Annotated in this window: 16 protein-coding genes; 10 read left to right on the top strand and 6 right to left on the bottom strand. The window is 74.6% G+C overall.

Annotation, left to right across the window (positions count from 1 at the left end; genetic code table 11):
- Positions 1-24 precede the first annotated feature (24 nt).
- A complete protein-coding gene (locus tag NP064_RS14180) occupies positions 25-843 on the bottom strand; it encodes an HAD family hydrolase (RefSeq protein ID WP_227570262.1) in 819 nt (272 codons plus the stop codon).
- Positions 844-935: 92 nt separating this feature from the next.
- Here NP064_RS14180 and NP064_RS14175 point away from each other — a divergent pair, with 92 nt between their 5' ends.
- Both NP064_RS14175 and NP064_RS14170 read left to right on the top strand, forming a co-directional pair.
- The gene (locus NP064_RS14175) at positions 936-1,220 is read left to right on the top strand and encodes a glutaredoxin family protein (RefSeq protein WP_227570216.1); all 285 of its coding nucleotides are present in this window, start codon (positions 936-938) and stop codon (positions 1,218-1,220) included.
- 56 nt (positions 1,221-1,276) lie between these two features.
- Entirely contained in the window at positions 1,277-1,972 is a 696-nt protein-coding gene (locus NP064_RS14170) for a redox-sensing transcriptional repressor Rex (RefSeq protein ID WP_227570217.1), read from the top strand.
- A gap of 58 nt (positions 1,973-2,030) precedes the next feature.
- On the opposite strand, the gene NP064_RS14165 is transcribed toward NP064_RS14170, so the two are convergent.
- Positions 2,031-2,591, bottom strand: coding sequence for a YceI family protein (locus NP064_RS14165; RefSeq protein ID WP_227570218.1), 561 nt, complete (start codon positions 2,589-2,591; stop codon positions 2,031-2,033).
- A gap of 128 nt (positions 2,592-2,719) precedes the next feature.
- Here NP064_RS14165 and NP064_RS14160 point away from each other — a divergent pair, with 128 nt between their 5' ends.
- The 6 genes from NP064_RS14160 (at position 2,720) to ccsB (ending at position 8,239) form a co-directional block, all read left to right on the top strand.
- Positions 2,720-3,229, top strand: a complete 510-nt coding sequence (locus tag NP064_RS14160) for a MarR family winged helix-turn-helix transcriptional regulator (RefSeq protein ID WP_227570219.1) — start codon at positions 2,720-2,722, stop codon at positions 3,227-3,229.
- 82 nt (positions 3,230-3,311) lie between these two features.
- Positions 3,312-3,968: a histidine phosphatase family protein gene (locus NP064_RS14155; RefSeq protein ID WP_227570220.1), complete on the top strand. Its 657-nt coding sequence runs from the start codon at positions 3,312-3,314 to the stop codon at positions 3,966-3,968.
- Positions 3,965-4,564 (top strand): TlpA family protein disulfide reductase, encoded by a 600-nt coding sequence (locus NP064_RS14150; RefSeq protein ID WP_227570221.1) that lies wholly within the window; start codon positions 3,965-3,967, stop codon positions 4,562-4,564. The genes NP064_RS14155 and NP064_RS14150 overlap by 4 nt, the downstream gene beginning before the upstream one ends.
- 89 nt (positions 4,565-4,653) lie before the next feature.
- The gene (locus NP064_RS14145; RefSeq protein WP_227570263.1) at positions 4,654-5,490 is read left to right on the top strand and encodes a cytochrome c biogenesis CcdA family protein; all 837 of its coding nucleotides are present in this window, start codon (positions 4,654-4,656) and stop codon (positions 5,488-5,490) included.
- Positions 5,490-7,220, top strand: coding sequence for a cytochrome c biogenesis protein ResB (resB, locus tag NP064_RS14140; protein WP_227570222.1), 1,731 nt, complete (start codon positions 5,490-5,492; stop codon positions 7,218-7,220). The genes NP064_RS14145 and resB overlap by 1 nt, the downstream gene beginning before the upstream one ends.
- Positions 7,217-8,239 (top strand): c-type cytochrome biogenesis protein CcsB, encoded by a 1,023-nt coding sequence (gene ccsB / locus NP064_RS14135; RefSeq protein ID WP_227570223.1) that lies wholly within the window; start codon positions 7,217-7,219, stop codon positions 8,237-8,239. Before resB ends, ccsB begins: the two co-directional genes overlap by 4 nt.
- A gap of 94 nt (positions 8,240-8,333) precedes the next feature.
- Here the strand turns inward: ccsB and NP064_RS14130 are convergent, their stop codons facing one another.
- Positions 8,334-8,663, bottom strand: coding sequence for a PLD nuclease N-terminal domain-containing protein (locus NP064_RS14130; RefSeq protein ID WP_227570224.1), 330 nt, complete (start codon positions 8,661-8,663; stop codon positions 8,334-8,336).
- Positions 8,664-8,796: 133 nt separating this feature from the next.
- Here NP064_RS14130 and NP064_RS14125 point away from each other — a divergent pair, with 133 nt between their 5' ends.
- The gene (locus NP064_RS14125) at positions 8,797-9,066 is read left to right on the top strand and encodes a DUF4229 domain-containing protein (protein ID WP_227570225.1); all 270 of its coding nucleotides are present in this window, start codon (positions 8,797-8,799) and stop codon (positions 9,064-9,066) included.
- A gap of 34 nt (positions 9,067-9,100) precedes the next feature.
- Here NP064_RS14125 and NP064_RS14120 read toward each other — a convergent pair whose 3' ends face one another.
- The 3 genes from NP064_RS14120 to menE all read right to left on the bottom strand — a co-directional run bounded on the left by NP064_RS14120 (position 9,101) and on the right by menE (position 12,078).
- Positions 9,101-9,715, bottom strand: a complete 615-nt coding sequence (locus tag NP064_RS14120) for a D-alanyl-D-alanine carboxypeptidase family protein (RefSeq protein ID WP_227570226.1) — start codon at positions 9,713-9,715, stop codon at positions 9,101-9,103.
- 120 nt (positions 9,716-9,835) lie between these two features.
- Positions 9,836-10,705, bottom strand: coding sequence for a 1,4-dihydroxy-2-naphthoate polyprenyltransferase (locus NP064_RS14115; protein ID WP_227570227.1), 870 nt, complete (start codon positions 10,703-10,705; stop codon positions 9,836-9,838).
- A 92-nt stretch (positions 10,706-10,797) separates the two neighbouring features.
- Entirely contained in the window at positions 10,798-12,078 is a 1,281-nt protein-coding gene (gene menE / locus NP064_RS14110; RefSeq protein ID WP_227570228.1) for an o-succinylbenzoate--CoA ligase, read from the bottom strand.
- 76 nt (positions 12,079-12,154) lie between these two features.
- Between menE and NP064_RS14105 the strand changes: the two genes are divergently transcribed.
- On the top strand, positions 12,155-13,240 hold the full coding sequence (locus NP064_RS14105) for a DUF3048 domain-containing protein (RefSeq protein ID WP_227570229.1): 1,086 nt from the start codon (positions 12,155-12,157) through the stop codon (positions 13,238-13,240).
- Positions 13,241-13,249 lie beyond the last annotated feature (9 nt).

Raw genomic sequence — 13,249 nt, 5'->3', positions numbered from 1 at the left:
TAGGGAGCCGTGCTCACGGGCGGGTCAGGAGCGCGAGCCGCGCCGGATGGCCCGCACCACGAGGCTCGCCGCCCACACCAGGCCGGCGAGGCTGGCCGCGTTGACGCCGCGCCGGGCGGCCCGGCGCTTGCCGCGGAACTCCCGGATGGGCCAGCCCACCTCGCGGGCGTGGCGGCGCAGGCGCGCGTCGGGGTTGATCGCGCACGGGTTGCCGACCTTCGACAGGATCGACACGTCATGCGCCGAGTCGCCGTACGCGTACGAGCGTGACAGGTCGATCCCGTCGCGCTCGGCGATGGCCTGCACCGCGCTGGCCTTGGCCTTGCCGTGCAGCATGTCGCCCACGAGCCGCCCGGTGTAGAAGCCGTTGCGGTGCTCCGCGATGGTGCCGATGGCGCCCGTGACGCCGAGCCGGCGCGCGATCAGCTCCCCGATCTCCACCGGGGTCGCCGTCACCAGCCACACCTGGTGGCCGGCGGCGATGTGCTCGTCCAGGAGCTTCTGGGTGCCGGGGAAGATGCGCAGGCACAGCACCTCGTCGTACACGTCCTCGGCGATGGCCACGACCTCGGCCACCGAGTGCCCCTCCATGATCTCCAGGGCCCGCTCGCGGACCTCGTCGATCTGCTCCTTGTTCTCGCCGAACATCAGGTAGCGCGACTGGTGCACCGCGAAGGTGATGATGTCCCACCAGCGGAAGAACCCGCGCCGGTAGAGCCCCACGGCCAGGTGGAACGCGCTGGCGCCGCGGATGATCGTGTTGTCCACGTCGAAGAACGCGCCGACGGTGGGGTCCCCCTGCGTGGCGGGGCCGCCCGCGGGAGGGGCCAGGCCGGCCGGCATGTCGTCGACCGCGGGCCTGGGGGCGTCCGCGGTCTCGGGCGTGTTCTGGTCGGGCACCTGGCCACTGTAACGACGGCGCCTAGGCTGGTGTGGTGCCTCCCACGGATCAGCCCGCGGCCCGCGTCCAGCTCTTCACCCGCTCGGGGTGCCACTTGTGCGACGACGCGCGCGATCTTGTGCGCCGCGTGTGCGCCGAGGAGGGCGCCACATGGGACGAGGTCGACGTCGACCTCCCCGGCCCGGGCGGCGTCTCGCTCCGCGAGGAGTACGGCGAGCTGGTGCCGGTGGTCGAGGTGGACGGCGTGCGACGCGGGTACTGGCGCATCGACGAGCACCGGGTGCGGGCGGCGCTCGCGGACGGCGCGCGGAGGTCCTAGGCCGGGGCGGCGTCCACCGCCTAGCCTGGCGTCGTCAGCGACGACGAGGGGGCCAGGTGGTGTTGCGCGAGGCCGGCGGGGCGCTGGACGGGACGGGCGCCGGGCGAGCCCGGACGAAGGGCTCCGTCCCCACGGCCACGATCTCAAGGCTGCCGGGGTACCTGCGGGCGCTCGCCACGCTCATGGCGCGCGGTGTGGTCACGGCCCCGTCGGGCGTGCTCGCCGAGGTCGCGGGCGTGCGCCCCGAGCAGCTGCGCAAGGACCTGTCGTTGCTCGGCGCGCATGGGCGGCGCGGCGTGGGCTACGACGTCGCCGGCTTGCGCGCGGAGCTGGAGGCCACGCTCGGGCTGACCCGTGAGCGGCGCGTCGTCATCGTCGGCGTGGGCAACCTGGGCCGCGCCCTCGCCCGGTACCCGGGGTTCCCGGACCGCGGCTTCGTGGTCGTCGGGCTGGTCGACGCCGATCCGGCGGTGGTGGGGACCCGCGCGGCCGGGCTCCTCGTCGAGCCGCTCGAGCGCCTCGACGCGCTGGTCCGCGACCAGGAGGCGACCGTCGCGGTGATCGCGACGCCCGCCGAGGTGGCCCAGGACGTGTGCGACCGGCTGGTGCGGGCGGGGGTGCGCGGCATCCTCTCCTTCGCGCCGCGTCCTTTGCAGGTGCCGGTGGGGGTGGACCTGCGGGCGGTGGACCTGGGCTCGGAGCTGCAGATCCTGGCGTTCCACGATCACCACCGGTCGGGTGGCGGCCGCTGACGCGGACGGGGACCGCACGCCAGGCGCGCGGTCCCCGTCCGATGAGGCGTGGTCAGGCTCAGGCCTGGCGGATCGCCGAGATCTCGATGGTGAGGGCGGCCTTGTCGGAGACGAGCACGCCGCCGGCCTCGAGGGCCGCGTTCCAGGTGAGGCCGAACTCCTTGCGGGAGATGGTCGTGGTGGCGCTGAAGCCGGCGCGCAGGTTGCCGTAGGCGTCCACGGCGGTGCCGTTGAACTCGGTCGCGAGCTCGACGGGCCGGGTCACGCCGTGCAGCGTGAGGTCGCCGGCGATGACGAACTCGCCGCCGTCGTTGCGCACGGAGGTGGAGACGAAGGTCCAGGTCGGGAAGGACTCGACCTCGAAGAAGTCGGCCGACTGCAGGTGGCCGTCGCGGCCGGCGTCGCCTGTGCTGACCGTGCTCGGGTCGAGCGTGGCGGTCACGGACGTGCTGCTCAGGTCCTCGCCGACCGTGAGCGCGCCCTCGGTGATGGCGACCGTCCCGCGCACCTTCGAGATGCCGGCGTGGCGCACGGAGAACGCCGCCTCGCTGTGCGACGCGTCGATGGCCCAGACGCCCGTGGTGAGGCCGGCGGGGAGGGTGGTGGTCGTCGTGCTCATGGAGGGCTCCTAATAGTTGAATGATCAACAGGTTGTTAGTTGAGATTTCTACTATACTGAGGGCGAGCGCGCAACCCCTGGACCGCGAGAGTGCCCCGGAGCTGCCGACTTCCTGGAGCGGAGGACCCATGACACAGCAGACGGCAGCCACGGCGGCCCCCCACGACGACCAGCCCGAGGTGCGCTGGCTCTCCGCTGAGCAGCAAGCCCAGTGGCGGGCGTTCCGCGACGGGAACGCCCTGCTCAACGACGCCCTCGCGCGCCAGCTCGACGCCGACTCCGGGCTCTCGCTCGGGGAGTACGAGGTCCTGGTGCGGCTCTCCGAGGCCCCCGGGCGAACGCTGCGCATGTCCGAGATCGCCGACGGCCTCGCGCACTCCCGCAGCCGGCTCACGCACACCATCCGCCGCATGGAGGCCGCGGGCCTCGTCGAGCGCACCGCCTGCCGCGAGGACGCCCGCGGCGTCAACGCCACCATGACGGAGGCCGGCTGGGAGCGGCTCGTGGCCGCGGCGCCCGGCCACGTCCGCGCCGTGCGCGAGCACCTCGTCGACGTGCTCACCCCCGGCCAGCTCGAGGCCCTCGGCGCGGCGATGCAGGCCGTCACCGACGCCCTGCGCGGCGGCTCGAACGCCTGAGAGCCCGGCCCGGCGGCCATCCGTGGCTCGCGCCACAGCGGAACGGCACAGAGCACACGCCCGGGTTTGGGACACTGGTCCCATGGTCGCCACCACTGTCCATCTCCTGCGCCACGGTGAAGTGCACAACCCCACCGGTGTGCTCTACGGCCGGCTCGACGGATTCCGGCTCTCAGAGCGAGGACGGGCGATGGCAGAGATGGTCGCCGCGCACCTCGCCGGGGAGTCCGGGGGCGAGCGCCGGGACATCACCGTCGTCACGGCGTCGCCGCTGCAGCGCGCACAGGAGACCGCCGGGCCCATAGCCGCGGCCTTCGACCTGCCGATCGGCGTCGACGAGAACCTCCTCGAGGCGATCAACCAGTTCGAGGGCCTGACCTTCGGCGTCGGCGACGGCTCCCTGCGGCACCCCCGCCACTGGCCGCTGCTGCGCAACCCGTTCCGCCCGTCCTGGGGCGAGCCCTACCGGGTGCAGGTGGACCGGATGCTCGCCGCCGTGGACACCGCCCGCGAGGCCGCCCGCGGCCACGAGGCACTGCTGGTCAGCCACCAGCTGCCCATCTGGGTGACCCGCCGAGCACTCGAGAACCGCCGCCTGTGGCACGACCCGCGCCGACGCGAGTGCTCGGTGGCCTCGCTGACCAGCCTCCGGTTCGAGGACGACCGGCTGGTGGGCATCGACTACAGCGAGCCGGCCGGCGCCCTGCTGCCCGGCGTCGCGGGAGTGCCGGGAGCATGAGGGGCCTGCGGGGTCGTCCCGCGATCGTCGGAGCGCTCGTCGCCGGGCTGCTGCTCGTCGCCGGGTGCGGCTCCGACGACGCGCAGGGCCCCACAGACGTCGTCGACCAGGGCTACCAGTCCGGCGACGGCTCGACGCGCACCTGGGTCGAGGCCGAGCGGTCCGAGCCGGTCGAGATCATCGGCACGGACTTCGAGGGCTCCCAGCAGGACGTCACCGCCTGGCGCGGCGACGTCGTGGTGCTCAACACCTGGTACGCGGCCTGCCCGCCGTGCCGCGCCGAGGCGCCCGACCTGGCGGCCCTCGCGACCGACTACGCCGCGCAGGGCGTGCGGGTGCTCGGCATCAACGGCACGGACGACGCCGGGGCCGCCCAGGCCTTCCAGCGCACGTTCGAGGTGCCGTACCCGAGCATCGCCGACGGGGACCGCAGCGCGATCGCGGCGCTCCAGGGCGCCGTCCCCGTCCAGGCCGTGCCCACCACAGTCGTGCTCGACCGCGACGGCCGCGTCGCGGCGCGGGTCCTCGGCGCGGTCGAGGGCTCGACCCTGCGCGGCCTCGTCGACGACGTCCTCGCCGAGGGGCAGGGCGCGTAGCCGTGGCAGCAGGGGTGGTGGGGCTGTCAGCGGCGGTGCTGTCGGCAGACGTCGGCGACGCGTTCGCCACCACCGCCTTCTCCGGCTCGATGGCCCTCGCGGTGCCGGTCGCGCTCCTCGCCGGCTTCGTCGCGTTCGCCTCGCCGTGCGTGCTGCCGCTCGTGCCGGGGTACCTCGGCTACCTCGGCGGCATGTCGGGCGCCACGGTGGCCTCGCCCACGGCCCCCCGGGTCCTGGCGCCGCTGGGCCAGCCACGGACAGGCCGGCCTTCGACGGACCAGCCCGGCGCCGGGCAGCCGGGGACGGGCGCCGCGCCCGCCGATGCCGCGCCCGCCGTCGACCGGCGCAGGCTGCTGACCGGGGTCGCGCTGTTCATCGCCGGCTTCACCTTCGTCTTCGTCGCACTGGGCGTCCTCGCGGGCTCGGTGGGCGCCGCGCTGCACGACGGCCAGGGCGTCATCACCCGGGTCCTGGGCGTCGTGGTGGTCCTCATGGGCCTCGCGTTCATGGGCTTCGTGCCCTTCCTCCAGCAGGACCGCCGGGTGCGCGTCAGCCCGCAGGCGGGACTGTGGGGCGCCCCGCTGCTGGGGCTCGTCTTCGGGCTCGGCTGGACGCCGTGCATCGGGCCGACGCTGGTGGCCATCACCGCGCTGTCCCTGGACGGGGGCTCCGCCGGCCGCGGCGCGGTGTTGTCCGTCGCGTTCTGCGCGGGGCTCGGCCTGCCCTTCCTGCTGATCGCGCTGGGCGCCGCGCGCAGTCGCCGCGCGCTCGGCTTCCTGCGCCGCCACCGGCTCGCGGTCAGCCGCGTCGGCGGCGGGATGCTCGTCGTCCTCGGTGTCGCCCTGGCCACCGGCCTGTGGTCGTCGTGGTCGCTCTGGCTGCAAGGCCTCCTGACAGGCTCCGACGTCTTCGTCCCGGTGGTGTGATGAGCAGCGACCGCCCGCCCGCCTACACGCCCGACGGGCTCGAGGACGCGTTCTCCGGCGACGCGCTGCCCGGCGACGGGGCCGCGCCCGCCGCGCTGCCGCGCCTGGGGGTGGTCGGCTGGCTGCGCTGGGCGTGGCGCCAGCTCACCAGCATGCGCGTCGCGCTGCTCCTCCTCATGCTGCTGGCCGTCGCGGCTGTGCCCGGCTCGATGTTCCCCCAGCGGCCGCAGTCTCCGGCGGACGTCGCGCAGTACCTGCTGGACCACCCGGCCAGCGGCCCGTGGCTCGACCGGATCGGCTTCTTCGACGTCTACACGTCGGCGTGGTTCTCGGCGATCTACCTGCTGTTGTTCGTGTCGCTGGTGGGCTGCATCCTGCCTCGCGCCAAGGTCCACCTCCGGGCTCTGCGCGCGCGTCCGCCGCGCACCCCCCGCCGCTTCGACAGGTTCCCCGCCCGTGGCTCCGCCGAGTCCTCCGCGAGCCCCGAGGACGTGGTGCGCGCGGCTGAGCGGGTGCTCCGCGGTCGCGGGCCGCTGCCCACGTTCCGCACCGACGTGCGCGAGGAGAAGCCGGGCGTCTGGTCCGTGTCCGCCGAGCGCGGCTACCTGCGGGAGACCGGCAACCTCGTGTTCCACCTGGCGCTCGTCGGCCTGCTGGTGTCGGTGGCGACCGGCCAGATGCTGCACTTCCGCGGGCAGGTGCTCCTGGGGGAGGGGCGCACCTTCGTCAACGCGCAGACCGACTACGACACGTTCGAGTCCGGTATCGCCTTCCAGCCGGAGAGCCTGGACCCGTTCCGGCTCACCCTGGACCGCTTCACCTCGCGCTTCGACCCGGTGACGCTGCAGTCGCGCGACTTCCTGGCCGAGGTCACCCTCGACGAGCCCGGCGCCGAGCCCGAGGCCACGACCATCAAGGTGAACCACCCGCTCGCCGCGGGCGGCGCCAAGGTGTACCTGCAGGGCAACGGGTACGCCCCGCAGGTGGTGGTGCGCGACGCCGCGGGAGAGGTGGCCTTCGCCGGCGCCGTGCCGTTCCTGCCGCAGGACGAGGTCTACACCTCGCAGGGCGTCATCAAGGTGCCCGACGTGTCCGGCGGCCAGGCGCAGATCGGGCTCGTGGGCTCGCTCCTGCCCACCGCGCAGCAGCTCACCGAGACGATCTGGCGGTCCGTCGACCCCCAGCCCGCCGACCCGGTGCTGGTGCTCTCGGTGTGGTCGGGAGACCTGGGCCTGGACACCGGCATCCCGCAGAACGTCTACCAGCTCGACGACACGGGCATGGAGCAGGCCGTCGACGCCCAGGGCGACCCGGTGACCCTGCACCTGCGCCCGGGCGAGACCGTCGAGCTCCCTGACGGCCTCGGCACCCTGACCTTCGAGGGCGTCCCGCGCTTCGTCGCCCTCGACCTGCGCTACGACCCGGCGCTGCCGTTCCTGCTCGTCTTCGCGCTGCTCGGCATCGCTGGCCTGTGCACGTCGCTGTTCGTGCCGCGTCGCCGGGTCTGGGTCCGCGCCGCGGTGGACGACGCGGACCCGGTCCGTACAGTGGTCACGGCTGGCGCGCTCGCCCGCAGCGACGACGTGGGGCTGCAGGATGAGCTCGACCGCGTGCTCGGCGCGCTCCCCGGGCTGTCTCGCGCCGTTCTGTCCAGCACGTCCTCCCCAGACTCGTCCTCGCACGGGTCCGCCCCCCGCCCGCCCGCACCTGCAGAAGAGGCCCAGAGATGACAGTCGGCGACCTGAGCACGTTGTTCGTGTGGGGTTCCGCGACAGCGCTGACGATCGCGTTCCTCGCGTACACGCTCGCTCTCGGCCGTCAGGCCGAGCTCGCCTCTCGTGCCGCGGCCCCCGAGCCCGCTCTGGTCGGCGCCGGCGTCCCGTCGGTGGCCCTGGACGTGCCTGCCGAGGCTGACGACATGCCCACCAGCGACGGGTCCAAGGCCAGCGGCATCGCCCGCGCCACGACCCTCCTGGGCGGGCTGCTGCTCCTTGCGGGCATCGTCGCGCGAGGAGTCGCCGCAGGACGCTCGCCCACGGCCAACATGTACGAGTTCACGCTCGTGGGCGTCCTGACCGCGGTGGCGGTGCTCGTGTTCGTGGAGCGCAAGCGGTTCATCCCGTTCGTCGGGGTGATCGTGCTCGGCATCTCGGTGCTCGCCCTCGCCGTGGCGCTCCTGGTCTTCTTCGTCCGTGCGGACTCGGTGCAGCCCGCGCTGGACAGCTACTGGCTGGTGCTCCACGTCGGCGTGGCGATCCTGGCCACCGGCGTCTTCACTGTCGCGTTCGCGGCGGCCTTGCTGCAGGTGCTCAAGGACTCCCGCGAGACGGGCCGCAGCCACCTCGGGCAGCCCTGGCGCCGCGCGGACGGCCTGCGCCGGGCGTTGCACCGGTGGCGCGTCACCGGCCCCGCGTTCGCCTGGCTGCGCAGCGTGCCCTCGCCGCGCGCCCTGGAGGCGCAGTCGTTCCGGCTCAACGCCATCGGATTCGTGCTGTGGACCTTCGCCCTGGTGGGCGGCTCGATCTGGGCCGAGCACGCCTGGGGCCGGTACTGGGGCTGGGACCCCAAGGAGGTCGGCACCTTCGTCGCGTGGGTCGTCTACGCCGCGTACCTGCACGCTCGCACCACGCGCGGCTGGAGCGGGCGCCGCGCCGCGTACTTCGTGTTCTGGGGCTACGCCGCGGTGATCGCCAACTTCACCGTGGTCAACCTCATCCCCAACGGCCTGCACTCATACAACGGCTTTTGAGCCGCCCGGCTCGAGCCTGAACGACAGCAGCCGCCGTGGAGGTCCACGGCGGCTGCTGCCGTCTGCGGCTGTGCTGTCGGCCGGCCCGGCGAGGTCAGCTCTCGGGGCGCGGCTCGTCCGGGTGTTCGCGGGACTGCTCGCGGTCGGCCCGGCGGCGCTGCTGCTCAAGCCGCCACAGGAACTCGGGGTCGTCGTCCGGTGCGGGCGCGGCGGCGCCGGGCGACCGCGCGGGTCCCGCGGACCTGGACCGGGCCATCTGCCGCAGCACCAGCCAGGCGACCGAGCCGATCACCGGCAGCACCACGATGAAGGCCAGCCAGATGAGCTTGTGGACCCCGAACCGTTCGGCCTCATCGCTGCGCAGGACGTCGAAGATCGTGTAGACGATGAGTGCGACCGCTGCGAGGGCGAGGAGGTTGCGCATCGCCTCAGCCTAGTTCGCGCGGCGCGGGGCCAGGCGCCGGGGCCCGCCGCTGTCCGCCCATCGGGCATCCGCTCACCGCGCCGACCGCGCGACCCCGTCCATCGGCGCCGGACTGGCGGCATACCCTGGTGGCGTGCCAGTCGTGACGTACACCCTGTGGAGGCTCAGCCTCTTCGCCGTGACCCTCGTCGTGCTCGTGTGGGTCGGGATGGGATCGTGGCTCGCCATCGTGCTCGCCGCGGTCATCGCGTGGGCGCTGTCCTATGTCCTGCTGGGCCGCCAGCGCGACGCGGCGGCGCTGCACCTGGCGCAGCGCGCCAAGCCGGGCCGCTCCGCACCCGCTGACGCCGAGGTCGAGGACGCCGCGCTCGACGCCGCGGAGCGCGAGCGGGGCGCAGCCTGAGGGCTGCTCCAGCCCGCCTCGGGCCCTCCGCTGGTCACCACCCACCGGACGAGTCCTCGTGCATGGGCGGGCACGTCGACGTTCCCTCGGGGAGCATCTCGAAGTGCCACATCTCGTTGGCGTAGGCGCGGCACAGGCCGAAGTCGAGCCCGTGCTCGCCGAGCCACAGCGCCCCCTCGGTGGGACCCACGTCGACCGCCAGGCCCGTCACGTGGCTCGACGCCTCGGGAGGCAGCACCCACCGGGACGCCTCCTCCTGCGAGCCGTACCGCGTGATCGCCGCGTCGACGAGCGCCTGCTGCTCCTCGGCCGAGCGCTTCGCGGAGGTGATGGCCACCACGACGCCCTCCGCGGCGGCCGCCGCCTGGGCGCTCGAGACCCGTCGGGCCAGCTCCGCGTCGACGCCAGCGAGCGCGGGGTCTGTGCCCGCCTTGCCCTCGTCCATCGGAGCGGGGTCCGCTGAGCCGGTCGCCACGATGCGGTCCTGCTCGATCACGGCTCCTCCGGCGTCCTCGGCTGCGTCCGAGGCTGCCGCCCGCAGCAGGGCGACCGTCGCGCCGGCCGTCAGCGCGAGGGTGAGCACGGCGATCACGGCGATGGTGCGACGACGCGTCGACCGCGCCCGGCGGCCATGGACATAGAGGGTCATGGACCCAGGGTGGTCCGGGCTCCGGCCCCGCCGCGTCCACCCGTCGGCTCGATCGCCGTCCGCCCGGGGGTGGGCGCCGCGCCGAGCGCGTGGTCCCCAGGTGGCGAGTGGCGGTCGACGCTAGAGCGCGAGGCCCAGCCCGAGCAGGACGCCGAAGCCGAGCTCGTAGGCGCCTGTGCCCGCCAGCACGGGAACCAGGGCGAACCCCCGCGCGCCCACGAGCACCGTGAACGCGAGCAGGCCGGCGGGGAACACCAGCAGCAGCACGAGCAGCGACCACGGCGCGACGAAGGCGCACGCGACGGCGAGCGCGATGGGCAGCAGGACCATCGCGGCGTACACGCGTCGGGCCCGGTGGTCGCCCAGCCGCACCGCGAGGGTGCGCTTGCCCACAAGGGCGTCGGTGGGGATGTCCCGCAGGTTGTTGACCATGAGCAGCGCGCACGCGATGAGCCCGATCGACACGGCGCCCGCGGCGGCCGGCCAGGAGATCCGGCCAGCCTGCGTGTACGTGGTGCCCAGCACCGCGACCAGGCCGAAGAACACGAAGACGCCGACCTCGCCGAGCCCCCGGTAGCCGTAGGGCCGCCTGCCGCCGGTGTAGTACCAGCCAGCGGCGATGGACACCGCGCCGACGGCGATCAGCCACCACTGCCCGCAGAGCGCCACGAGCGCCAGCCCCAGCAGCGAGCCGACGCCGAACGCGGCGAACGCCGCGAGCTTGACCTGCCGCGGGCGCGCGAGCCCTGCGGCGGTCAGGCGCATGGGGCCGACGCGGTCGGTGTCGGTGCCGCGCACCCCGTCGGAGTAGTCGTTGGCGTAGTTGACGCCCACCTGCAGGGCGAGCGCGACCCCCAGCGCGAGCAGCCCGCGCAGCAGGTCCTCGGAGCCCAGCTGGGCGGCGGCGCCCGTGCCGACGATCACGGGGGCGGCCGCTGCGGGCAGCGTGCGGGGGCGGGCGCCCGCGATCCACTGGGACGAGGTGGCCATGATGCTCCTGTTCGGTCGCCGCTCGTGGACGGGCCAGGTGGGCGGGCAGATGCGCCGGGCGGGCCGGTGCGGGCGGGGATTCCAGACGGACGTTACCGGGCCTCGCCGGGAGCCTGCTCCCCGCCGTGCCCCCGGCCTGCCGGGCTGTCGCCGCCGAGAACGTGGTCGAGGTCGTCGTCGGCGTCGTGGCCCGCCTCGTCGAGGGCGGCGGCCACAGCCTCCGCCACGGCCCGGCGGTCGACCTTCCCGGGGCCGCGCACCGGCAGCGCCTCCACCACCAGCAGCAGCCGTGGAGCCGCGGTGGGTCCTACCGCGGCGGCGACGGCGGCGCGCGCCTCGCCCAGAGTGGGGCCGTCGGAGCCGGGGCGGGGCACGACGACCGCGGTGACGGCCTGGCCCCACTCGGCGTCGGGCGCGCCCACCACGCACGCCTCGGCGACGCCGTCGAGGGCCTGCAGCGCCCGCTCCACGGCCGCCGGGGCGACCTTCTCGCCGCCGGTGACGATGACGTCGTCCAGGCGGCCCAGGACGCGCAGCCGGGGGATGGGCCCGTCGCCGGCGACCAGCTCGCCGAGATCGCTGGTGCGCAGCCAGCGCACGTCCTCGCGGTCGGTGAACGCCTCGGCGTCCAGGTCGGGGCGGCCCAGGTACCCAGCGGCCAGCACCGGGCCGGCCAGCAGCACCCGGCCATCGGGGTCCACGTCGACGCGAACCCCGTCCAGCGGCACGCCGTCGTACACGCAGCCGCCGCAGGTCTCGCTCATCCCGTAGGTCAGCACCACGCGGACCCCCGCGGCGCGGGCCTCGTCCACCATCGCCGGGGAGGCGGCGGCGCCGCCGAGCAGCACCGCGTCGAAGACCCGCAGCGCCTCGACGCCGACGGGGGAGTCGAGCAGGCGGTGCAGCTGGGTCGGCACCAGGGACGTGTACCGGCGCCCCGGGCCTCCCGCGTCGAGCTCCGCCACGGCGCTCGCGAAGGACTCGGCGTGGAAGCCGCCCGCCGGCATGGTGACGGGCTCGGACCCCGCGAGCAGCGAGCGCACCAGCACCTGCAGTCCCGCCACGTGCTCGGTGGGCAGGGCGAGCAGCCAGCGGCCGTGGCCGCCGAGCCGGGCCGCCGTCGCCTCGCCGGACGCGCGGAGCGCCGCGGCGGTGAGCTGCACGCCGCGCGGGGCGCCGGTCGAGCCCGACGTGCGGATCACCACGGCGACGTCGTCCGGCGCCTCCGACGGGGGCGCGTCGGAGGGCTGCGTCGCCGCCACGGGCAGGACGGCCGGCCCGGAGCCGTCCAGGGCGGCGGACAGGGCCGCCATCAGGGCCGACACGTCGGCGGGGGAGGACGAGACACAGATCTGGCGGACGGCACGGCTCACACGGCCAGCCTAGGCGGGGGCTCTACAGTGTGGCGGTCGCCCGGCAGACCGGCCGGGCAGCGGAAGGAGTTCAGCCGTGTCTGTGACAGTCCGTCCCCGGAGGTCGCCGGCTGCCCGACGCGTCCGCGCAGCAGCCCTGCTCGCCCTGGGGGCCAGCCTCGCGTTGGGCGCGTGCGGATCGGGGGCCCCCAGCGACCCGGTCACCGCCGACGCCGCGATCGACGCCGCCAAGGGCGCAGCGCCCGAGCCCGTCGTCCCGGACCGCTGGCCGCTCACCGGTGTCGCGGCCGACGACGTCGTGAACCGCCCCGCCGTGGCGGTCAAGATCGAGAATCCCAAGGAGGTCCGCCCGCAGACGGGCCTGGACCAGGCCGACGTGGTCTGGGAGCAGGTCGTCGAGGGCGGCGTGACCCGGTTCGTCGCCGTGTACAACTCGCAGCTCCCCACCGAGGTCGGGCCCATCCGCTCGATCCGGCCGATGGACCCCGCCATCACCGCCCCGCTCAAGGGCCTGGTGGCGTTCTCCGGCGGGCAGGCCGGCTTCGTGACGTCCCTAGCCGACTCCGGGGTGCAGATCCTCAGCCACGACCGTGGTGACGGCGGCTTCTATCGCGCCAAGACGGCGAAGGCCCCGCACAACGTGTTCGGGACGTTGGCGACGTTCCTCGAGCAGGCCGACGCCGACCACCAGAACCTGCCCCCCGAGCAGTTCAGCTTCGCGCGGGCCGTCGCCCAGTCGAGCGCGGTCACCGCGGGCACGCCGGCCGCGTCCGTGGCGGTCCACATCTCGTCGTACTCGAACCCGGGCTGGGACTGGGACGCCGAGGCGGGGGCGTGGCTGCGCTCCGAGTCGGGCGTCCCCGCCACCGCCCCCTCGGGCGCGCGACTGTCCGCCGCGAACGTCGTGGTGGTGCGCGTCGACCTGGTGGACTCGGGCACGGTGGACCCGGCGGGCAGCCCCGTCCCGGAGACGAAGCTCGTGGGCACGGGTGAGGCGCTCGTCGCCTCGGGCGGCCAGACCCTCGCCGCGACCTGGTCCAAGCCGTCCACCGACGCGCCGCTCACGCTCACCGCGGCGGACGGATCGACCGTCACACTGGCTCCGGGCAACACCTGGGTCGAGCTCGTCCCGAACGGGTCGGGGACCGTCACCGTCAGCTGACCGCGGCGC

Origin of the sequence: Cellulomonas chengniuliangii, from assembly GCF_024508335.1 — a bacterium.
Lineage (GTDB): Bacteria > Actinomycetota > Actinomycetes > Actinomycetales > Cellulomonadaceae > Cellulomonas_A > Cellulomonas_A chengniuliangii.
This window is presented reverse-complemented; position numbering and strand designations above follow the sequence as displayed.